This is a genomic window from Microbacterium sp. NPDC079176 (genome assembly GCF_040686675.1).
Lineage (GTDB): Bacteria > Actinomycetota > Actinomycetes > Actinomycetales > Microbacteriaceae > Microbacterium.
In genome coordinates this window covers 675,680-694,970 of record NZ_JBFBLM010000001.1, presented here as the reverse complement: position 1 = coordinate 694,970, position 19,291 = coordinate 675,680, and the positions used below count along the sequence as shown (strand labels likewise).

The 19,291-nt window shown below is 67.9% G+C and carries 17 protein-coding genes and 1 tRNA gene; 3 read left to right on the top strand and 15 right to left on the bottom strand.

Annotated elements, in window-relative coordinates; translation table 11 throughout:
* Positions 1 to 4 precede the first annotated feature (4 nt).
* From AB0P11_RS03300 to AB0P11_RS03280, 5 genes are all read right to left on the bottom strand, one after another.
* Complete coding sequence (locus AB0P11_RS03300) at positions 5 to 1,051, bottom strand: family 43 glycosylhydrolase (protein ID WP_363519705.1); 1,047 nt, start codon at positions 1,049 to 1,051, stop codon at positions 5 to 7.
* Positions 1,048 to 3,672: a family 78 glycoside hydrolase catalytic domain gene (locus AB0P11_RS03295; protein WP_363519703.1), complete on the bottom strand. Its 2,625-nt coding sequence runs from the start codon at positions 3,670 to 3,672 to the stop codon at positions 1,048 to 1,050. The genes AB0P11_RS03300 and AB0P11_RS03295 overlap by 4 nt, the downstream gene beginning before the upstream one ends.
* Before the next feature lies 1 nt (position 3,673).
* Complete coding sequence (locus tag AB0P11_RS03290; RefSeq protein WP_230101259.1) at positions 3,674 to 4,579, bottom strand: carbohydrate ABC transporter permease; 906 nt, start codon at positions 4,577 to 4,579, stop codon at positions 3,674 to 3,676.
* Between the two features lie 4 nt (positions 4,580 to 4,583).
* Entirely contained in the window at positions 4,584 to 5,468 is an 885-nt protein-coding gene (locus tag AB0P11_RS03285) for a sugar ABC transporter permease (RefSeq protein ID WP_053098799.1), read from the bottom strand.
* A gap of 63 nt (positions 5,469 to 5,531) precedes the next feature.
* Positions 5,532 to 6,857 (bottom strand): extracellular solute-binding protein, encoded by a 1,326-nt coding sequence (locus AB0P11_RS03280; RefSeq protein ID WP_363519700.1) that lies wholly within the window; start codon positions 6,855 to 6,857, stop codon positions 5,532 to 5,534.
* A gap of 168 nt (positions 6,858 to 7,025) precedes the next feature.
* On the opposite strand from AB0P11_RS03280, the gene AB0P11_RS03275 reads away from it, so the two are divergent.
* A complete protein-coding gene (locus AB0P11_RS03275) occupies positions 7,026 to 8,072 on the top strand; it encodes a LacI family DNA-binding transcriptional regulator (protein ID WP_363519697.1) in 1,047 nt (348 codons plus the stop codon).
* 218 nt (positions 8,073 to 8,290) lie between these two features.
* Here AB0P11_RS03275 and AB0P11_RS03270 read toward each other — a convergent pair.
* Together AB0P11_RS03270 and AB0P11_RS03265 are read right to left on the bottom strand one after the other, a co-directional pair.
* A tRNA-Arg gene (locus tag AB0P11_RS03270) sits at positions 8,291 to 8,363 on the bottom strand.
* 66 nt (positions 8,364 to 8,429) lie between these two features.
* Positions 8,430 to 9,011 carry a hypothetical protein gene (locus AB0P11_RS03265; RefSeq protein WP_056276922.1) on the bottom strand — a complete coding sequence of 194 codons (582 nt, stop codon included), beginning with the start codon at positions 9,009 to 9,011 and terminating at the stop codon, positions 8,430 to 8,432.
* A 128-nt stretch (positions 9,012 to 9,139) separates the two neighbouring features.
* Here AB0P11_RS03265 and AB0P11_RS03260 point away from each other — a divergent pair, with 128 nt between their 5' ends.
* Positions 9,140 to 9,979 carry an SDR family NAD(P)-dependent oxidoreductase gene (locus AB0P11_RS03260; RefSeq protein WP_285365202.1) on the top strand — a complete coding sequence of 280 codons (840 nt, stop codon included), beginning with the start codon at positions 9,140 to 9,142 and terminating at the stop codon, positions 9,977 to 9,979.
* Position 9,980: 1 nt separating this feature from the next.
* On the opposite strand, the gene AB0P11_RS03255 is transcribed toward AB0P11_RS03260, so the two are convergent.
* The 8 genes from AB0P11_RS03255 to AB0P11_RS03220 all read right to left on the bottom strand — a co-directional run bounded on the left by AB0P11_RS03255 (position 9,981) and on the right by AB0P11_RS03220 (position 17,549).
* Positions 9,981 to 10,844, bottom strand: a complete 864-nt coding sequence (locus AB0P11_RS03255) for a hypothetical protein (protein WP_230101003.1) — start codon at positions 10,842 to 10,844, stop codon at positions 9,981 to 9,983.
* A 10-nt stretch (positions 10,845 to 10,854) separates the two neighbouring features.
* Positions 10,855 to 11,100 carry a hypothetical protein gene (locus AB0P11_RS03250; protein WP_072590746.1) on the bottom strand — a complete coding sequence of 82 codons (246 nt, stop codon included), beginning with the start codon at positions 11,098 to 11,100 and terminating at the stop codon, positions 10,855 to 10,857.
* Between the two features lie 151 nt (positions 11,101 to 11,251).
* Positions 11,252 to 11,902, bottom strand: a complete 651-nt coding sequence (locus tag AB0P11_RS03245) for a GntR family transcriptional regulator (RefSeq protein ID WP_053098794.1) — start codon at positions 11,900 to 11,902, stop codon at positions 11,252 to 11,254.
* A gap of 138 nt (positions 11,903 to 12,040) precedes the next feature.
* Complete coding sequence (locus AB0P11_RS03240) at positions 12,041 to 12,682, bottom strand: NAD(P)-binding domain-containing protein (protein ID WP_187249954.1); 642 nt, start codon at positions 12,680 to 12,682, stop codon at positions 12,041 to 12,043.
* Between the two features lie 56 nt (positions 12,683 to 12,738).
* Entirely contained in the window at positions 12,739 to 13,686 is a 948-nt protein-coding gene (locus AB0P11_RS03235) for a GNAT family N-acetyltransferase (RefSeq protein WP_363519690.1), read from the bottom strand.
* A gap of 31 nt (positions 13,687 to 13,717) precedes the next feature.
* Entirely contained in the window at positions 13,718 to 14,152 is a 435-nt protein-coding gene (gene sufU, locus AB0P11_RS03230) for a Fe-S cluster assembly sulfur transfer protein SufU (RefSeq protein WP_056276906.1), read from the bottom strand.
* Entirely contained in the window at positions 14,149 to 15,471 is a 1,323-nt protein-coding gene (locus tag AB0P11_RS03225) for a cysteine desulfurase (RefSeq protein ID WP_363519686.1), read from the bottom strand. The genes sufU and AB0P11_RS03225 overlap by 4 nt, the downstream gene beginning before the upstream one ends.
* A 56-nt stretch (positions 15,472 to 15,527) precedes the next feature.
* Complete coding sequence (locus AB0P11_RS03220) at positions 15,528 to 17,549, bottom strand: sigma-70 family RNA polymerase sigma factor (protein ID WP_363519683.1); 2,022 nt, start codon at positions 17,547 to 17,549, stop codon at positions 15,528 to 15,530.
* Positions 17,550 to 17,703: 154 nt separating this feature from the next.
* On the opposite strand from AB0P11_RS03220, the gene AB0P11_RS03215 reads away from it, so the two are divergent.
* A complete protein-coding gene (locus AB0P11_RS03215) occupies positions 17,704 to 19,290 on the top strand; it encodes a helix-turn-helix domain-containing protein (RefSeq protein ID WP_072590742.1) in 1,587 nt (528 codons plus the stop codon).
* Position 19,291 lies beyond the last annotated feature (1 nt).

The window sequence follows — 19,291 nt, the reverse complement described above, 5'->3', positions numbered from 1 at the left end:
TCGCTCAGGCGTCTTCGTACTCGTCGGGAGACCACTCGTCGCGCCAGTCGATGATCGGCCGGTCGCCCTCGAATCGGATCGGTAGCCAGACGTAGTCGGCGATCGAGGTGTCGACGTAGGCGAATTCCTCCATCGGCTCGTCGCCGTCCTTCCCCGGTGCGAAATGCTCGATGAACGCCTGTCGCGCGCGGTCGCCGTGCTCGAGATACCGCGGCAGCCACCGATCGGCGACGGCGATATAGAGGTCCTTCTTTCTTGGATGCCGGAACGCCGATGAGATCTGGGAGTGGTACGAGGTGCGCGACTCGTCGCCCGGATGCAGGTCGCCGAGCACCTCGAACGGACCGTGATAGCTGCGCGCCACCGCCGACTCGGACGGGTTCGGGTAGTACCCCGTGGTGCCGGAGGTCAGCAGGTAGTGCAGTCCGCCGCGCTGGAAGTGCGCCGGAGCCTCGCGCACGTACGGCGGCTGCGGCTGCGGGAAGTGGGTCGAGTAGTACCCGGTGACATCGGTGTAGTCGCTGGTGAGGTCGGCGCAGATCATCTCGGAATGCACCCGTTCGAAGTAGTAGTACCCCTTGCCGTCGTGCGGATCGACGACCAGATCGAAATCCCCGGCGCTCATGTCGAGCGGACGCAGCCAGGTGCGCTGGATCTCGTACGGACCGAGGATGCTGTCACTGGTGAGCACCGTCGAGCGCTGCACCGATCCCTTCGTCATGACCTTGACCCAGCACACGTACGTGCGGGTCTCGGCGTTGAAGATGATGTGCGGTCGGTCGAGCCCCTGAGTCGGATGCAGCGGTGAGGACTCGTCGTCCTCGTCCGGCGGGATGATGACACCCCGGTCGTCCCAGTTCACGAGGTCGATCGACGAGTAGCACCGCACTCCCCAGTGCCAGATCCCGCTCCCCGGCGTCGAGAACTCCTTGTTCTCGCCGTACCAGTAGTGCACGCCGTCGACGGTGATGACGGATCCGCCGTGGGCGTGGATGCGCTCGCCTTTCGTGTCGAGCCACACCTGCCCCGGCCGGATGTGCTGCTGAGTCATGCTGCTCCCTCGGTCTCGAGAACGGGCTCCGGTCTGCGCCAGCCGAAGAACGGCCGTTCGGGGTCGTCCTCCACGGCGCGGAACGTCGTGGTGAACGAGTGGCGCCCGGGGCCGACGGGGATCTCCTCCGCGGATCCCGGAAGAACGAGCACGCCGACGGATGCCGCGGGCACCTCGACGTCGATGGACAGGCGCTCGCCGTCACGCCGCCACGCGATCGACGCCGTGCCGCGAACGCTGTCGTACCGCGCACTCGCGTGCTCGAGACGACCGCCCGGCTGCGGCTCGAAGCGGATCCTCTCCCACCCGGGCGCATCCGCCGCGAGCCCCGCGACCACCCGGTGCAGGAAGTCGGCGACGGCTCCGAGCGCGTAGTGGTTGAACGACGTCATGTCGCCGGGGTTGATGGATCCGTCCGGCAGCATGCTGTCCCAGCGCTCCCAGATCGTCGTCGCGCCCATGCTGACCGGATACAGCCAAGACGGCAGCTCGTCCTGCAGCAGCAGGTGATAGGCGTAGTCCATGCTCCCGGCGCGCACCAGCGCATCGCAGATGATCGGGGTGCCGACGAAACCGGTCGAGATGTGGAAGCCGCCCGCTCCGACGAGCTCCTGCAGCCGCGAACCGGCCCGCCGCACCTGCTCCTCGTTCTCGAAGAGCTCGAACACCAGCGCGACGGCGATCGAGGTCGGAGTGTCGCTGACCACGCGGCCGCTGTCGCTGAGGAACTCATCCTGGAAGGCGCGGGACGCTCGTTCCGCGACACCGCGATAGTGCGCGGCATCCGCCTCCTCGCCGAGCAGAGCAGCCGCGTCGGCCACGATGCGCGCCGTGCGCACGTGATAGGCGGTCGCGACCAGGTACTTGTCGGTGTGGGACTTGCCGGGGTCCTCCGGTGGTGCGGTCGGGTCGAGCCAGTCGCCCAGCTGGAAGCCGGTGTTCCAGAGTCCTGTGTGATCGGTGAGCTCGTCGACCAGGTCGACCCAGGCGCGCATGCTCGGGTACTGGTCGGAGAGGATCCGGATGTCGCCGTCGTTGCGGTACATCTCCCACGGCACGATCACGGCCGCATCGCCCCACGCGGCCGTCGGGAAGTTCGGGAAGCCGCACTCGACCCACGGTACGAAGTTGGGTACGTGCCCCTGATCAGCCTGCTCGACAGCGAGGTCGCGCAGCCATCCGGTGAGAGTGCCGTGGGCCGCGAACAGGCGCAGCGCGGTGGGCGCGAACACCTGGATGTCGCCGGTCCACCCCACGCGCTCGTCACGCTGCGGGCAGTCGGTCGGCAGATCGACGAAGTTGTCGCGCATGCTCCACACGACGTTCGAGTGCAGCCTGTCGAGCCCGCCGTTCGACGACTCGAACCAGCCGGTGCGCCGCATGCCGGTGTGGATCACCACCGCCTGGACGTCTCCGTCGCGGAGCTCGCCCGGCCAGTTCTCGAGCTCGGCGTACTGGAAGCCGTGGATCGTGAAGCGAGGGGTGTAGATCTCCTCACCCGAACCCGCGGCGGTGTAGCTGTCGACCGATGTCGCCGCCCGGAGCGGACGGATGCCGAGTTCGCCGTTCTCGATGACCTCCGCGTGGTGGAGCGTCACGGTGTGACCGGCATCCGCTCGCACCCGGATACGGAGCACCCCCGAGATGTTCTGACCGAAGTCGAGACGGATGCGGCCGCTCGGCTGACGCTCGACCGTGACCGGGCGCAGCGTCTCGGTCTCCTGCACCGGCAGAGCGGTCGGCGGTTCGATCGCCGCCGGGAAATCGGTTCGGGGCAACATGGCCGCCGGACTCCAGCTGGAGGCGTCGAATCCCGGCGCGGACCAGCCGTCCTCCGTCAACCGCGCATCGAAGCTCTCGCCCTCATACAACCCGACCGCGGTGATCGGCGACGGCGCCGTGAGCCACTCGAGGGCCACCTGTCGAGTGACACCGTCCGCCGTGGTGACCTCGAGCTGCGCGAGCAGCGCGACATCCGATCCGTAGATGTCCCACACGCCCCCGTCGAACCCGATGTGGCCGCGGTACCAGCCGTCGGCGAGCCATGCGCCGATCACGTTCTCTCCGACGCGAAGCGCCGCGGTGACGTCGTGCGTCTGATAGCGCAGACGGTGGCCGTAGCTCGTCCACCCCGGTGCGAGCACGTCGTCCCCGATGCGCTCGCCGTTGACCTCGAGCTCGTACACGCCGTGCGCCGTGGAGTGGATCCGGGCCCGCACGATGTCGCCGGGCAGTGCCCCCTCGACGATGGCAGCCCGCAGCAGATACGCGGGCCGCGGTGCCGTGCGGTCGGCCACGACCGAGGGCGAGGCGAAGTCGACCTGCCAGTCGTCACCGAGCCCGGACTCGATCCGCACCGGTTCGCTCCAGGGGCCGGAATCGAGGGCGCGGATGCGCAGGTCTCCCCCGGCGCGTGGCGCGAGAGGGGCGAACGGCCAGGCGACGCGCTGCGTCGACGTCGTGCGCTCGGCGCGCACCGTTCCGTCGTCGGCGACGAACTCCAGTTCGAAGGCGTCGGCCGCAGCATCCGCCACGAAGGAGATCCGCGGTTCGGCTTCGCCGATGCCGAGAGTCTTGCCTCCGCGCCTGTTCTCCAGCCAGATCTCGATGATGTTCGTCATGTCAGCCCTTCACCGATCCGGCGGTCAGGCCCTTCATGACCTGCTGGTTGAGGAACACGTAGATGAGCAGCGTCCCGAGCACGTTGACCGAGATCGCGGCGAAGGTCGGCCCGTACTGCACCGCTCCGTACTCTCCGGTGAAGTTGAGCAGTCCGACCTGGATCGTGCGCAGGTCGCTGCTGTTGGTGAACGTCAGGGCGATGAGCAGGTCGTTCCAGAGGAAGAAGAACTGCACGAGACCGATCGTGAACAGGGCGTTCTTGACCAGCGGGAGGCCGATCGAGAAGAACGAACGGAAGATGGATGCGCCGTCGAGTGTCGACGCCTCGAAGATCTCCCGAGGCACCGAGCGGAAGAAGGTCGCCATCATGAACACGGTCAACGGCATCCCCAGCGCCACGTAGGTGATGATGAGCGGCCACAGCGTGCCGGTCATGTTCGTGCGGAAGTAGATCGTGAACAGCGGCAGCAGGATCATCTGCGCAGGCACCATGATGCCCGCGAGGAAGAGCAGCAGCACCGTGCCGCGCCCCTTCCAGACCATGACCTCGAGCGCGAAGCCGGCTGCGGTGCCGAAGACCAGGATGATCGCCAGCGACGGGAACACTGCGACGACGCTGTTGAGGATGTACTTGCCGAACTCGCCGGTGGTGAACACCTCGATGTAGTTGACGATGTCCCACGACTGCGGCAGAGCCCAGAACGGCTCGTTGAGGAACTCGTTCTGCGTCTTGAACGACCCGAGCAGCATCCACAGGATCGGATAGACCTCGACGATGAGCAGCACGGCGATGAGCAGCCGGATCGGCAGCCGTCGGAAGAAGTCTCTGGCGCCTCGACGGTTCGGATCGACGTCGCGGCGGGTGGGCAGCGGGGTGCCCGTGACGATGGCGGTTGTCGCACTCACTGGTTCAGTCCTTCGTCAGATCGCGGCGGGTGGAGCGGAAGATGAAGACCGTGAACAGCAGGCACAGGATCGTCAGCATGAGGGCGATCGTGCTCCCGTACCCGTAGTCGCCGTAGGCGAACGAGGTGCGGAACATGTACAGGGTCAGCGGCGTGGTCGCGTTGCCGGGTCCGCCGTTGGTCAGCGCCACGACCGTGTCGAAGACCTTCAGCGTGCCGTTGATGCTGAAGATGATCGATGACAGCAGCACGGGCAGCGACAGCGGCAGGACGATCGTGCGGATGAGCTTCCAGCCGGATGCCCCGTCGATGCGCGCCGATTCGATGAGCTCGTCAGGGATGTCGACGAGTCCGGCGTACAGCAGCACGGCATAGAAGCCCATCGACCGCCAGAGGTCCATCGCGATGATCACCCAGAAGGAGGCATCAGGAGTGCCGAACCAGTCGAGGTTCTGCCCGCCGAGGATCCCGAGGAACGAGTTCACCGGTCCGACGGTCGGCGCGGCCTCGAACAGTCGCTGGAACAGCAGCGCGACCGCCACCGTGGGGAGCACCACGGGGAAGAACACGATCGTGCGGATGATCCCCGATCCCTTGCGCAGCCAGAAGACGTACATCAGAGAGAGCAGATAGCCCACGATCACCTGCAGGGCGGTGAGGATGAGCGCGTACTTCAGGGTGAAGAAGATCGCGTCCCAGGCGGCGGGGTCCTGGAAGAACTTGGTGAAGTTGTCGAACCCGTTGAAGGTGAAGCCCGTGATGGGGTTGCCGTCCTGCACCGTGTAGAACAGCGACCACACGATCGGGACGAGCATGACGAGGGAGTAGACGAGCAGCGCGGGTCCGAGCAGGACGAAGATGGCGCGCTTGTCACCGAGGACTTTGTGCATGGTGGATCTCCTGATGCGACGAGGACGGTCTCGGGGCGGGCGGATGCCCGCCCCGAGAGTGGATCAGCCTTCGTCGTTGGCGGCCTGGACGAGCGTCATGAACTCTTCGCCGGAGAGGCTGCCGTTGGCGAGACCTGCACCGTTGTTCTGGCTGATGCCGGTCGCCTTCGGGGTGAAGAGCGCCTCGAACCAGAGCACGCTCGACGGAGCGTTCGCGATCTCGTCCTGCACGGTCTGCGTCGTCGAGGGCAGATCGGCGGGAGGGTTGTCGACCACGAAGCCCGAGACGACACCGCTCTCGTTCAGCGCCGTGTCGCCGTAGCCCTCAGCGATGCACTTCAGCCACGCGGCCGCTTCATCGTCGTAGTTCTTCTCGGCGAACATCACCGGGATGCCGACGTTGGCCGGGATCTGGTCGATGCTGCCCTCGCCGCCCTCGACTGCGGGGAAGCGCGCGAAGCCGACGTTGTCGACCCCGATCTGGTTCTGCTCCTCGTCGTTGAAGTTCGCCAGCGCCCAGCTGCCCATGTAGTAGAAGGCGGCTTTCCCGCTGAGGAACAGGTTCATCGAGGCGTTGTAGTCGATCGAGCCGACGGCGTCACCGAAGTATCCGGCCTTGCCGAGTTCAGCGACCGCGTCTGCGGCGGCGACGTATTCGGGGTCCGTCAGTTTCGCATCGCCGTCCGCGACCTTCTGGAGTGCGTCGGGGCCGAGCGTGCGGAAGATGTAGTCGCCGACGAGGCGGGTGACGGGCCAGCCGTCCTTGCCCGCGGTGGCGAACGGCTGGACGCCGGCGTCCTTGAGCGTGGCTGCGGCATCGACGAGGTCGTCCCACGTCTCGGGCACCTCGATGTCGTTCTTCTCGAGAAGCTCCTTGTTGTACCAGAACCCCTCGATGTTGAATTCGGTCGGCAGCGCGTACAGGGCACCGTCACCATAGAGCGCCTTGACCGTCGATTCAGCCGCGGGCAGCAGCCGGTCGGAGACGCCCAGGTCGTCGAGTGCCTGGGAGAGGTCGAGAACCTTGCCCCCGTCGATGAACTCCGACATGAGCGCGGGGGTGCCGGCAGCCATCTGCATGTCCGACAGACCGTCCTGACTCGCGAGCAGCTGGAGCTGCTGGTCCCACTGCGTGCCCGAGATGTCATCGGACGTCATCGGCGCCGCGTCGGCCGCAGCCTTGCACTGGTCGCCGGCGAGGGTCTCGAGCGTGCTGATGATCGTGGTGTTCTCGGTCTGGCCGAGATAGGTGAATTCGCCGGAACCGGCGCCGGACTCGGAGCCCGATCCTCCGGAGCCGCCGGAGCAGGCGGAGAGCGCGAGAGCGCCGACGCCGATGAGCGCGATTGCGGGGGCCAGGCGACGGGCGCGCCTCATTGCTGTGGTCACTGTTCCTCCTTGAAGAGCGACGCCTCTTTTGAAGCGCTTCATTCACACCATGCCATAGAAAAAAAGGCATTGTCAAGAGAGTTACGCATCACAAATGAAGCGCTTCACGAATAGTGATGCTCTAGAGTTGAAGGGCCAGGTCATGGCGACGATGCCGAGGAGGATGACGTGACCGACACTCCCCCGCCCGGGCGCTCGAAGCCCAGCATGGCGGACGTCGCCGCTCACGCGGGAGTCGCCCTCGGCACTGTGTCCAACACCCTCAACAATCCCGAGAAGGTGCGAGAGGCGACCCGCCGCAAGGTGCTGTCATCCATCGCCGAGCTCGGATTCGTCCGCAATGATGCTGCGCGCTCTCTCGCCGCGGGAAACAGCACCTCGGTCGGCCTGGTGCTGGCCGACCTCGGCAACTCCTTCTTCGTCGACATCGCGCGCGGCGCCGAGAGAGCGCTGCGGCGCCACAAGATGGACGTGCTGATCGTCAACTCGGACGTCGACCCCGATCGCGAGGTGCACAACCTCGAGCTGCTCGACCGTTCGCGCGTGGCCGGCATCATCCTCGCCCCTCTCGACACGGCGCTCGCGAAGTCGCCGCACCCCGAGAACCGCACCACTCCGACCGTGCTGGTGAACTTCGAGTCCCCGTCTCTCGCGTACCCGGGGGTCACCGTCGACGAGCGCCACGGCGGGGCGCTCGCCGCATCGCACCTGATCGCGCTCGGGCGCCGACGCGTTCTCTTCGTAGGCGGTCCGCGTTTCCTCACGGCCGTCAACCAGCGCTGGGAGGGCGCCGAGCAGGCGACCGCCGCGCACCCCGACGCGCGCATCGAGATCCTCGAGACGCGAGGCGTGAACATCAGGCACGGACGGGATGCCGGACGGCAGATCCTCGCCCGCGGTGCGGGCACCTACGACGCGATCGTCGCGGCATCCGATCTCGTGGCCATCGGCCTCATCCAGATCCTCAACGAGGTGCCCGGATTCTCGGTTCCGAACGACATCGCCATCACCGGCTACGACAACAACCACTTCGCGTCCGAGAGTGCGATCCCGATCAGCACGGTGAGTCAGCCGGGCGAGGAGATGGGCGCCGTCGCAGCAGATCTCCTGCTGGAGCGCATCGCCGACCCTGGTGCGGCGGCGCGCAGCGTCACCCTCGAGCCGCGCCTGCTCCCCCGCACGTCCACCCTCGGCGAGATGTGGCGCAGGGACTGACCTGCAGTCATGTCCCCGCTCGCTCGCTGCGACGGAGATCACCCGTACCAAAGGTCTGAAACTCGCATCCGCTCCTTCGCAGCGTGAGTTCTCCTTCGCTGGACGGGCCTTCGCTGGACGGGCGTGAGGGCCGAAACGTGGAGCCGAAGATGGAGACCGCATGGATGCCGGACAACGCAAAACCCCCGCCGCTTGCGCGACGGGGGTTTCAGCTGATGTGCGCCCGAAGGGACTCGAACCCCTAACCTTCTGATCCGTAGTCAGATGCTCTATCCATTGAGCTACGGGCGCTCCTGGACCGCTCAGCGGGCCGTAGAACAGCCTACAACAGACGAGACGCGAAAGCGAAACGAGCGCTCACTCGTCACCGTCGGGCGTGTTCTGCTTGTTCTTCCGCTTCGCTTTCGCACGCTGCAGAGACGACAGCGCCTGCAGGTCGACGAGTCGCAGCGCCTGCATCCGCGCCTCGCGCATCCGGTCGTAATCGGGGTCCTGATCGGGTCGCATGCCCTCGACGCGCAGCCGACGATCGAGGTTGTGCCGCACGTCGGCCCAGGCGCCTTCGCGCGCCTCTTCGACGATGACGCGCAGGGCGGCCTCGTCCTCCATCATGTCGCGCAGCTTGGTCGCGACCCCGTGCGACTGCTTGGCCCTCCGACGCAGGTTGCGCACGTCGCGGTCCCGGTAGTCATGGGTTCCCGAGGGGTCGGAATGGCGACCGCGAGCGCGTTTGCGCAGCTCGGTCAGGTTGCGCTCGACCTCTTCGGACTCCTCGGCCATCGCCCGCAGCGCTTCCCGCGCATCGGCGACGTACTTGTCCGTGTCGAAGACGCCGTTCTCGGCGATCGTGCCGATGAGGATGTGATTCTTCACGGCGAGGCGCGCCGCAGCGGTCGCGATCGCAACGCCTTCGGCGATGGCATCCGCTGTTCGTCCCACCCCTACCTCCTCCCTTCGAGCGTACCGGTATCGCTCGGGGATGCAGTGGGCCAGAATGGATCGGAATCGGGTCTCTCCGACCCGCTCCACGACCGGCTGCTCTCCCGATCGCCGCCAGGAGGGATGCGATGAAGCGTCTCACGCTCACCGGAAGCACGACGGTCATCACGGGCGCTGCGAGCGGGATGGGTGCCGACATCGCCCGGCTGCTCGCTCGCCGACGCGTGCATCTGGCGCTCATCGACCACAACGCCGACGGCCTCGCAGCCATCGCCGCCGAGCTCACGGGCGCCATCGTCACCACCCATGTGGTCGATCTCCGCGACGACGACGCCGTCTTCGCCACGGCCGCGGAGATCACCGCGGCGCACCCCAGGGTGAATGCTCTGATCACGTGCGCGGGCTCGTCGATGCTCGGCGACCTCGACCAGCTGACCATGGAGGAGATGCGCTGGCTGACGGATGTGAACCTCTGGGGCACGGTGTCGATCACGAAGGCGCTGCTCCCCGCCCTGCGCGCGGCACCGGCCGCCCACATCACTCACCTCGCCAGCGTCTACGCGCTGGCAGCCCCCGCGGGACGCATCCCCTACTCCCTGAGCAAGTTCGCGGTGCGCGGGTTCTCCGAGGCCCTGCGCCACGAACTCGACGGCACCTCGGTGACGGTGGGAGCGGTGTATCCCGCCGGCGTGCGCACGGGCATCATCCTGCACGGACGGTATGCCGCGGCGATCGAGCCGGCCGTCGCCGCGCGAGCCGCGGCCGCCCAGGCGGCGATGTACCACACGGAGCCCGCGGATGCCGCGGCGCTGATCGTGCGCGCGACCGAACGTCGCCGCGCCCGCACGATGGTCGGACGCGAGGCGCGACTGATCGATGTGCTCACCCGCGTCGCCCCGTCGAGCTACTGGAGGGTCATGCGGCGTCCCCTGCGCGAGGCCATCGACACGACGACGCCGATCGCCTGAGTCAGCCGACTGCGCCGACCCAGATCCCGGACGCCCACGCCTGCTGGTCGGCGTCGCACCCGACAGATCCCGGATATCCGCGAACCACCGCCATGCAGTTCGCAAGGAACTCGGCGTCTCCTCCGAACGCGGAGTAGTAGGCATCTGACGACGTCAGGGCGCCCCACACCCGGAATTGGTAGATGTGCGCCAGCTCATGCGCCATCGCCCAGTTCAGTCGGTCGGCACTCCAGTCGACGATGTCGGCGCGGTACTTGATGAAGCCGCCGCTGTTCGCGCACGCCGGCGCGGTCCCTCCCGCACAGGAAGCCGATTCGTAGAGCCCGACCGCCCCGCCGCCGACCTGGTCGAGAGCGGCACGCACGCGCGCGTACCCGTCCGGACCGCTCGATGCCCACGCGGGGCCCGAGGGAGCGGCGTACTGCGCCGTCTCCCAGCTGCCGATGTCCTGACCCACCTTGTCGATGAGGGCATGCACGGTGGCTGTGGCGGCGACCACGGTCGCCGGGTTCTTGCGCTCGTCGAGCACGGACTGCTGGGCCGACTGCGCGGAGGCCCTGTGTGCCGAGGTGTCGACCTTGCCGACTGCTCCCTCGATCGCCGCAGTCAGCGCCGCGATCTCGTCGACGAACGCGGGCCGCACCTCGAGGACTGCGGCACGCGCGGCGGTGTCCTTCTCGGCGATCGCGATCGATCCGTCGAGGTGGTCCGTGCGCATCTCCGCCGTACGGATCGACTGCGCCAGCGACTGCAGCTCGGCGATCGCCTCTGCCCTGTCCTCGTCCAGGGCCGCGGCGCGACCGACGACGCCCGCAGTCAGCATCACTGCTGCGACGATCGTGACGGAGAGGAACCGCCGGATCACAGAGTTCGCCTCATGGCAGGAACCCGGAGGTGTCGGTGAGCAGCGTCTCCTGTTCGGCGATGGTGGTGCGCAGTGCCGTCAGCTGCTCGGCGAGACGGAGGTTCACCTCGCGCGCGAGCTCGAGCCGCTCTTCCGCCTGGACGACAGCCGCCCTCGCCTCGGCGAGGGCATCCACACGCTGCTGATCCGCGACAGCGATGAGCACCGTTCCGCCGAGGAGCAGCAGTCCCCCCGCGACGACGGCGACGCCTCTCATATCGCTCCCCAGGACACGACTCTCCGGAACCATTCCGTATGGCCAATATATCCCCGCGGGAGACCGCTCTCCAGGCCGGTCGGTGGTCGGCCGCGCGGCGCGGTCGTGCGCTGCGTTCGCGCGGCACGCCGGGCCGGGCCGATCAGATCGACTATGCCTGGTCGCTGAGGCGTCGCTCGGCGGCTTCCTGCCCGCTGGCCAGATGGCGCGGGACCATCACGCGCAGGGCGTCCGTGTCACGCGCGGCGACCGCTTCGAGGATCAGCCGATGCTCCTCGGCCATCGCGAGCAGATCGTCGTGCTGCCCGAAGAGCCAGCGCAGCCGTGTGACGAACACCGCGATGAGTTCGCCCAGCATCTCGTTGCCGGCGAGCTCGGCCGAGATCTCATGGAACTCGCCCGCAGCGATTCGCGCTGCCTCGATCTCGCCCGCGGATGCTGCGGCGAATTCGCGCTCATAGGCCGCCCGAAGCCGCGCGATCCCCTCGTCGGTGTGACGTTCGGCGGCGAAGACGAAGATCAGGGTCTCGATCGCCTCGCGGACCTCCCCGAAATCCCGGATGTCCCGATGCGTGAACTCCCGCACGACTGCCCAGGTCCGCGGGCGTGCGACGACCACTCCCTCGCCGACGAGAGTGCGGATGGCCTCGCGCACCGGAAGCCGCGAGACGTTGAGCTCGGCCGCGATATCTCGTTCGACCAGCCGGGAACCGGGGGCGCGCCGACCGAGCACGATGTCATCGCGAAGAACGCGCGTCACCCGCACCGACTCGAGTTCGCCGGTAGTCCCCACCCCCGCCATGACCGAATTGTCTCACTCGGAGAACCGCCCGACAAGTTTGGTATCCCAACGCGGCGCGTATGTTACGGGCGCTTCATCGGGGGCGGACAGAGAAAAGGGGAGCGAATGCCTCGGCATCCGCTCCCCTCGTCCGTGTCGTCAGGGCAGACGGTTGGCGATCGCGAGGTTCGCCGTCAGCTCGTCGGCGTTCTGGCGCACGACGTATGCCGGGCGATCCCGCTCGACCCTCCAGGACTCGCTGAGGGGTCCGACGTTGACCGTGTCGAAGCCGGCGTCGTCGTAGAAGCGGGTGACGAAGGCGACGGCCTCGGCGTCATCGCCGGCTGTGGCGAGGGCGCGTCGATCGGGTGTGCCCGCGGGCGATCCGTCGGTCGTGATGTCGGCCGCGAGGATGTGGTTGAACGCCTTGGCGATGCGCGACGTCGGCAGCTGCGCCTGCAGAAGCTCCGATGTGGTGGTCTCGCCGCGGTCGAGGGCCTCGATGTGCCCATCGCGCTCGAAGTAGTAGTTGTTCGTGTCGAGCACGATCTTGCCCGCGAGCTGCTCGACCGGCAGCTCGTCGATCTTGCCCAGGGGGACGGTGACGACCACGGCGTCTCCGGCCGCAGCCGCATCCACCGCGGTTGCGGCAGTCGCTCGATCGCCGAGTTCTGCGACGAGATCCGAGAGCGTCTCCGGTCCACGGGAGTTCGCGATCACCACGTCGTAGCCGTTCGCCACGGCGACCCGTGCGATCTGGCTGCCGATGTGTCCTGCACCGATGATTCCGAGAGTAGTCATGTGGGGCCCAACGCCCGTCCCGCGCCGCTATTCCCGCGCGACCCCGCGTGTCGCGATCACACCGTGAGCAGGAAGCGCTCCTCGACCCGCCGATAGCCGAGGCTCTCGTAGAGACGGATCGCGGAGGCGTTGAAACCGAAGACATGCAGCCCGATCGAGTCGGCGCCGAGTCGTGCGGCCTCGCGCTCGGCCGCGAGCATGAGATCACGACCATAGCCCTTGCGGCGCTGGTCCTCGGCGACTTCGATGTCGAGGATGAACCCGTGCGGGCGCCCTCCTCTCCGACGGACGCCGATCCACAGTACCCCGACCTCGATGCCGTCCACATGGGCGGTGAACAGCTCCTGCCCCTCCGAATCGATGCCGTCCGGCAGCTCGAGCTCCATCTGCCGGTGCGACTCGACGACGGCATCCTCCGCCGAATACCGACCGGATGCCACCAGGTCTTCCGCGAAGGCCGCCTCGGACGCGGCAGCGAAGCTCGCGAAGCGCTCCGGGGTCATCGGCGCCACGACGAACGCGCCGTCTGACGGCTGCGCCGCCCGAGACGGCAGCGGTTCGAGAAGCATCTGGATCGACGCGACCTCGAATCCCCGCCCCTCGACGAACCCGCGACCAGCGGTGTCGGACGAATGCAGGGCGACACTCAGACGACCGACCTGCTGCCTCCGCGCGAGCGTCGTCAGCTCGCCGAGGAGGCCGTCGAGCTGTCGGCCACTCGGCTCGGTCGCGAACGCGAGATCGACGATGAACAGCACGCCGTTGTTCGCGGCGAGCCAGACGGTGCCGATCCGGGCGTCGCCGTCATCGATCGTGAGGATGAGCGAGGTCTCGGTGTCGTGCCCTGCGGGGAGCAGCTCGTCGAGCACGGCGTCCACGTGCGAGACGGCATCGTCGCCGACGTGCATCCCGGACTCCTGCCGCAGCGACACGAGTCGTGCTCTCGTGGCCTCGCGCCAGTCGTCGAAGGCGTCTGCGGTGAGAGGAGTCAGTTCAAGAGGCATGGTTCCATCCTGCACCGCATCGCCTCGGTGCTCAGGACTTGTGGAGTGCATCCTCCGCAGCGACCCAGGCGAGCATGGCGCACTTCACCCGTGCCACGTATCGCGAGACGCCCCCGAGAGCAGCGGCATCGCCGAGCAGCTCTTCATCCGGTTCGATCTTGCCGCGCGAACGCATCGCCTCGCGGAACGCGGCGATGCGGATCTCGAGCTCGTCGACCGTGAGCCCCTCGGCGAGCTCGGCGAGCAGCGACGCGGATGCCTGCGAGATGGCGCATCCGTGTCCTTCCCACGCGATCGCCTCGATGCCGCCGTCGGCGCCGCGGTGCACTTGCAGAGTCACCTCGTCACCGCAGGTCGGGTTCACCTGGTGCGACTGCGCGGCGATCTCACCCCGGAGCCCGAACCCGTGCGGGGTGCGGGAGTGATCGAGGATGAGCTCTTGATACAGGTTCTGCAGGTCGCTCATGCGCCCCTCCGGAAGAAGTCGATCGCACCCTGGACGCCGTCGATCACGGCGTCGATCTCGTCATCGGTCGTGTACAGGTACGTGCTGGCCCTCGTCGATGAGGTGACGCCGAGGCGACGATGCAGCGGCTGTGCGCAGTGGTGTCCGACACGCACCGCGATGCCGCGATCATCGAGGAACTGCCCGACATCGTGCGAGTGGATGCCCTCGACGTCGAAGCTCGCGAGGCCCACACGCGGCAGATCGATGCCGGCACCGAGCACGCGCACCCCATCGATGGCCGTGAGCCCCTCGACGAGTCGCGCGCCGAATGCAGCCTCGTGCGCCGCGATGCGCGGCATCCCCACCGCGGTCAGATAGTCGATCGCCGCGGCGAGCGCGACCGCCTGGGACACCCGCTGGGTACCGGCTTCGAACCGCTGCGGCGGCGGCAGGTACGCCGCCTCCGTCGTGGTGACGGTGGTGATCATCGATCCACCCGTCAGGAACGGCGGCATGGCCTCGAGCAGCTCGCGCCGCCCGTAGAGCGCGCCGATTCCCGTCGGCCCGAGCATCTTGTGACCGGACACCACGGCGAAGTCGACGTCGAGTGCGCGGACATCCAGCGGCAGATGGGGCGCCGACTGGCAGGCGTCGAGCACGACGAGCGCGCCGACGGCGCGCGCACGCGTCACGAGATGCTCGACCGGATTGATGACGCCGAGCACGTTCGACACATGCGTGACGGCGATGAGCTTCGTGCGGTCGGTGATGAGATCTGCGGCGGCGTCGAGCCGGAGGGCACCGTCGTCGTCGAGCGGGATGACCCGCAGGGTCGCTCCTGTGCGGGCCGCGAGCTCCTGCCACGGGATGAGGTTGGCGTGATGCTCCATCTCGGTCGTGACGATCTCGTCGCCCTCGCGCAGACGCAGGCGCTCGGCTGCCGCTCCCCCGCGGCCGAGCGAGGCGTTCGAGATCGAATACGCGATGAGGTTGAGCGCCTCGGTGGCGTTCGACGTCCACACGATCTCGCCCTCGTCGGCTCCCACGAACCGCGCGACGGCGGCCCGAGCGTCCTCGAACACCTCGGTGGCCTCGGCCGCGAGAGTGTGCGCACCACGGTGAACGGCCGCGTTGAGGGTGGTGGCGAACTCGCGTTCGGCGTCGAGCACGGCGAGCGGACGCTGCGACGTCGCACCCGAATCCAGATACACGAGCGGGTGCCCGTTGACCTCGGAGCGCAGGATCGGGAAGTCCTCGCGGAGTCGCCTCACCTCGACATCGGTCAGCGGGCCGCCCCCGGTCGGGGCGATCACGTCGGATTCGCGGGAGATGCTCATCCTTCTAGCTTCTCATCTGGCGCACCCCGCGGGGCCCTGCGCACACGGGGCGACGGTCAGGGAACGACGAGGATGTAGTCCGTGTCCGAGATGCCGAGGACCCCCGTCGCCGGGTCGACGTAGCGCAGGGTGATCCGATGGAGCCCGGGCCGGATGTCGATGAACGACACGATGGTCGAGGAGTCGTCGAGAAGCGCGAGCGACGCCGTCTCCCCGTCCAGGGACACGGATGCCGTCGAGCCGGCGACGCCGCGGACGTCGAGCGAGAGGTCATCCCGTCGCCCGTCGCCGTCGGAGTCGACGCGGGAGATCGCACCGTCCGAGTCTTCGGCGAGCCCCGGGACCGGGAAGTAGAGGCGCCCCGTCGGATCACTCACCGTCCGCACGCCGGTGGTCCGGGATGTGTGGCGCATCGAGATCGACATGCCCTGGTGAAGCGTGTCGACATCGGGGCGCACCGAGAAATCTCCGTCAGGACCGACGAGGGTGGAGGCGATCACGAGGCCGGTCTCGTCGATGATCTGCACCGCTGCTCCCGGAGTTCCCGTGCCGGTGATGGTCGGGGGAACAGTCGTCCCCGGCAGGATGCTCCAGTCCATCGTCACCGGCTCGACGACGGGAGGCTCGACGACCGGAGGGTCGATCACCGGAGGGTCGATCACCGGAGGGTCGACGGCAGGCGGCTCGACGACCGGCGGCTCGACGACCGGCGGCTCGACGACCGGAGGGTCGACGACCGGCGGCTCGACGACCGGGGGCTCAACCGCCGGCGGCTCGACCACCGGCGGCTCGACGACAGGAGGCTCGACCGCCGGAGAGTCGACGACAGGAGGGTCGACGACCGGCGCCTTCACGACGGGAGGCGCGATGACCGAGGGGCCGCCGGCGGGAGGCGCGACCACGGACGGGTCGACCACCGGGGGAACCACGATGATCGGGTCGATGACGACCTCGGGGCCGGCGTGCTCCTCGGGAACGGTCACGGGCGTCTGCGGGTCGACACCCGTCTCGGCCTCCTCCGCCGGCGCGATCGGGCTCGGGACCGCCGTCGATTCGGGCGACATGATCGGCGCCGGAGATGCGACGACGAGCGCGGACGACGGTGTCGACGACTCCTCGGCGTTCGGCGCGCCCACGGGCGCCAGCTGTGCGGCCACCGCTGCGACCGCGACGACGGCCCCGGCTGCCGCGACGGATCCGCCGACGACCAGCCACCGAGCGGTACCCCTGGGCATCCAGGCCGGCGCAGACGCAGCCGTCGCAGGCGCAGGAGATCCGGCCGAATAGGCTAACGCCGCCGGTCCGCCGATGATCACGGGAAGCAGCACGGCGCGCAGCTTCGATGACGCCTGCTCGATCTCGGCGCTCGCCATCGTGCACCGCTGGCAGCGCTCCAGGTGCGCGTCGAATCGCGCTCGGTCAGCACGCGCCACATGGCGCCTGCGCCCCTGCGCCACGATGCGCTCGCAGACCCACCGGCATTCCGGGTCACGTCCCGGTTCCTTGATGTGGGCCTGCAGCCAGGCGAGCTTGAAGCCCTCGCGCGCCCGGGCCGCCAGCACCGAGACGGCGTTGGGAGTCATGCCCATGAGCGGCGCGATCTCGCGCGGCTTCATGCCCTCGACCTCGAGGTACCAGAGCAGTGTGCGCCACCGTTCGGGGAGGTCCTTGAACGCCACCGTCAGCAGCGCCTTGTCAGAGAGCAGGTCGAGCGAATCCTCCGTGTGCTCGGTCGGAAGCTCCTCGATGTATTCGAGCGCGACGACGTCCTTCTGCTTTCCTCCCCATGTGGCGGCCGCGCTGCGCACGGCCGCGAAGATGTAGGGACGGAACGCATCCGTCGGACCTCCGCCATTGCGGATTGCGCTGAAGGTCTTGGCGAACGCCTCACTGACGAGATCCTCGGGGTCGATCGAGCTCGTGATCGAACGCGCCGCGCGGAGGGCTGCCGGCGAGTGACGATCCCACAGCACGCCGAACGCACTGCTGTTCCCCGCTCGGGTCGCGAGGACGAGCTCGTCGTCACTCGTCTCGGGATCGATCCGCGTGCGCCGCTCGCGCACTGTCGACGAGCTCATGGCGCGACCCGTTCGGCGCGAATCGAGGCAGGAGCAACGGACGGGTCGTTCACAGGGATCCCTTTCGACTTCTTACTGTCAGTCTCGCGACATCGCGATCTGACCGGTATGTAGATTCATACGAGAGTTCTTGACACCGAATAGAGAAAATTCCATGGCCTTCGATGACATCCGCGCCGAAGCTCCCACGTTGCGCGACGCGCTCCGTCTGAGCGACGGGAGGCTCTTCTCCCCCCGTCGAAGCACGCGGCTCGATGCCAGGACGTACGTGGGCGTGGAGTTCTACGATCCGTCGGCATCCGCATCCGACTACACCGATCGCATCGTCCTCGGGGCCGGTGTCGCGACGACGAGCGTTCCGGCCCTCGTCGCCGAGCTGGCCGATGTCGGGGCGGCCGCGCTGGTGGTGCGCGCTCCCGATGACGGCGATGGCCTGGAGCGCATTGCCCTCGATCTGCACGTCGCCCTGCCTGTCCTCCACCACAGTGACGGGGACTGGGCACAGCTGGCGAACGTCCTGCGGTCGCTGCTGAGCGGTCACTCGATCGGCCGGGTCTCGGGTGTGCGACTGGGAGACCTCTTCGGCCTCGCCAACGCCATCGCCACCCTCGCGGACGGTGCCGTCAGCATCGTCGACTCGACCGGTCAGATCGTCGGCTACTCCACGCACAGCGAGCAGCCGATCGACGACGTCCGTCGACGCACCACTCTGCTGCTGCAGGAGGACATCTCGATCGCATCCGACTCGCGCTACCGGTCGCTGCTCCGCGCCAGCGAGGCACGGCACTTCCCCTCGAGCACCGACGAGTTCGGACGCGTCGGGATCGCCGTGCGAGCGTCCGGCGAGCTGCTCGGCTCTCTCTGGGTGATCCAGATCGATCCATCGCCGGCCGCCCGGACCCGGTCCCTGCTGGAGGAGATGGAACCGATCGTGGCCCAGCATCTGCTTCGTGCTCGAGCGGAGGCGGGCGACCGGGACCGTCGGACATCCGACCTGCTCCGCACGCTTCTCGAAGATCGACGGCATGCCCGCGGCGCGGCGTCGCAGCTCCTCATCCGTCCCGAAGCCGGATGCACGGTCGTGTGCTTCCGGATCACCACGTTCGACGAGGTGGAGGCGATGCGCGGTCTGCAGCGAGTACTCCATCTGGCGATGAGCGTGTCCGGCGCCGCTTTCCCCGGCTCCCACAGCGCGGTCGTCGGCTCGGAGGTCGTGACGCTCATCCCGGGCCCGAACGCGGCTGCGGTCGAGACCTTCACCCAGGCGGTGATCCGGATCGACGACGCGTTGATCGCCGGCATCGGCACGCGCGCGTACGACATCAACGGCATCGGCCGTTCCTATCGTGAGGCCGGGGCTACGGCCGGCGTGCTCGTGAGTTCGTCGCTCCGCGACGACCATGAGCTCCGCATCGCGACCTTCGACGAGATGCGCGATCGCCTGGCGATCCTCCAGGTCGCCGACCTGATCGACGGCCTGGATGCCACGGTCGGCGACGCCGCGAGCATCCTCGCCGAGCATGATGCCGCGCAGGGCACCCGTCTGACGCACACCATGCGGGTCTTCCTCGACCAGCTCGGCAGTGTGCGTGAGACCGCCAGCGCACTGCACGTTCACCAGAACACCGTCCGGTATCGGCTCGATGTCGTGCGCAACGAGCTCGGGATCGACATCGATTCGCCGGCCACGCGACTCTGGCTCTGGCTCCGGCTGTCGGCGACCGCGCGCAGCGCAGTGTGAG

Coding starts and splice junctions, on each gene's coding strand:
- AB0P11_RS03300 (WP_363519705.1), bottom strand. CDS start 1,051: ATGACTCAGCAGCACATCCGGCCGGGGCAGGTGTGGCTCGACACGAAA.
- AB0P11_RS03295 (WP_363519703.1), bottom strand. CDS start 3,672: ATGACGAACATCATCGAGATCTGGCTGGAGAACAGGCGCGGAGGCAAG.
- AB0P11_RS03285 (WP_053098799.1), bottom strand. CDS start 5,468: ATGCACAAAGTCCTCGGTGACAAGCGCGCCATCTTCGTCCTGCTCGGA.
- AB0P11_RS03260 (WP_285365202.1), top strand. CDS start 9,140: ATGAAGCGTCTCACGCTCACCGGAAGCACGACGGTCATCACGGGCGCT.
- AB0P11_RS03250 (WP_072590746.1), bottom strand. CDS start 11,100: ATGAGAGGCGTCGCCGTCGTCGCGGGGGGACTGCTGCTCCTCGGCGGA.
- AB0P11_RS03245 (WP_053098794.1), bottom strand. CDS start 11,902: ATGGCGGGGGTGGGGACTACCGGCGAACTCGAGTCGGTGCGGGTGACG.
- AB0P11_RS03240 (WP_187249954.1), bottom strand. CDS start 12,682: ATGACTACTCTCGGAATCATCGGTGCAGGACACATCGGCAGCCAGATC.
- AB0P11_RS03235 (WP_363519690.1), bottom strand. CDS start 13,686: ATGCCTCTTGAACTGACTCCTCTCACCGCAGACGCCTTCGACGACTGG.
- sufU (WP_056276906.1), bottom strand. CDS start 14,152: ATGAGCGACCTGCAGAACCTGTATCAAGAGCTCATCCTCGATCACTCC.
- AB0P11_RS03225 (WP_363519686.1), bottom strand. CDS start 15,471: ATGAGCATCTCCCGCGAATCCGACGTGATCGCCCCGACCGGGGGCGGC.
- AB0P11_RS03220 (WP_363519683.1), bottom strand. CDS start 17,549: ATGAGCTCGTCGACAGTGCGCGAGCGGCGCACGCGGATCGATCCCGAG.
- AB0P11_RS03215 (WP_072590742.1), top strand. CDS start 17,704: ATGGCCTTCGATGACATCCGCGCCGAAGCTCCCACGTTGCGCGACGCG.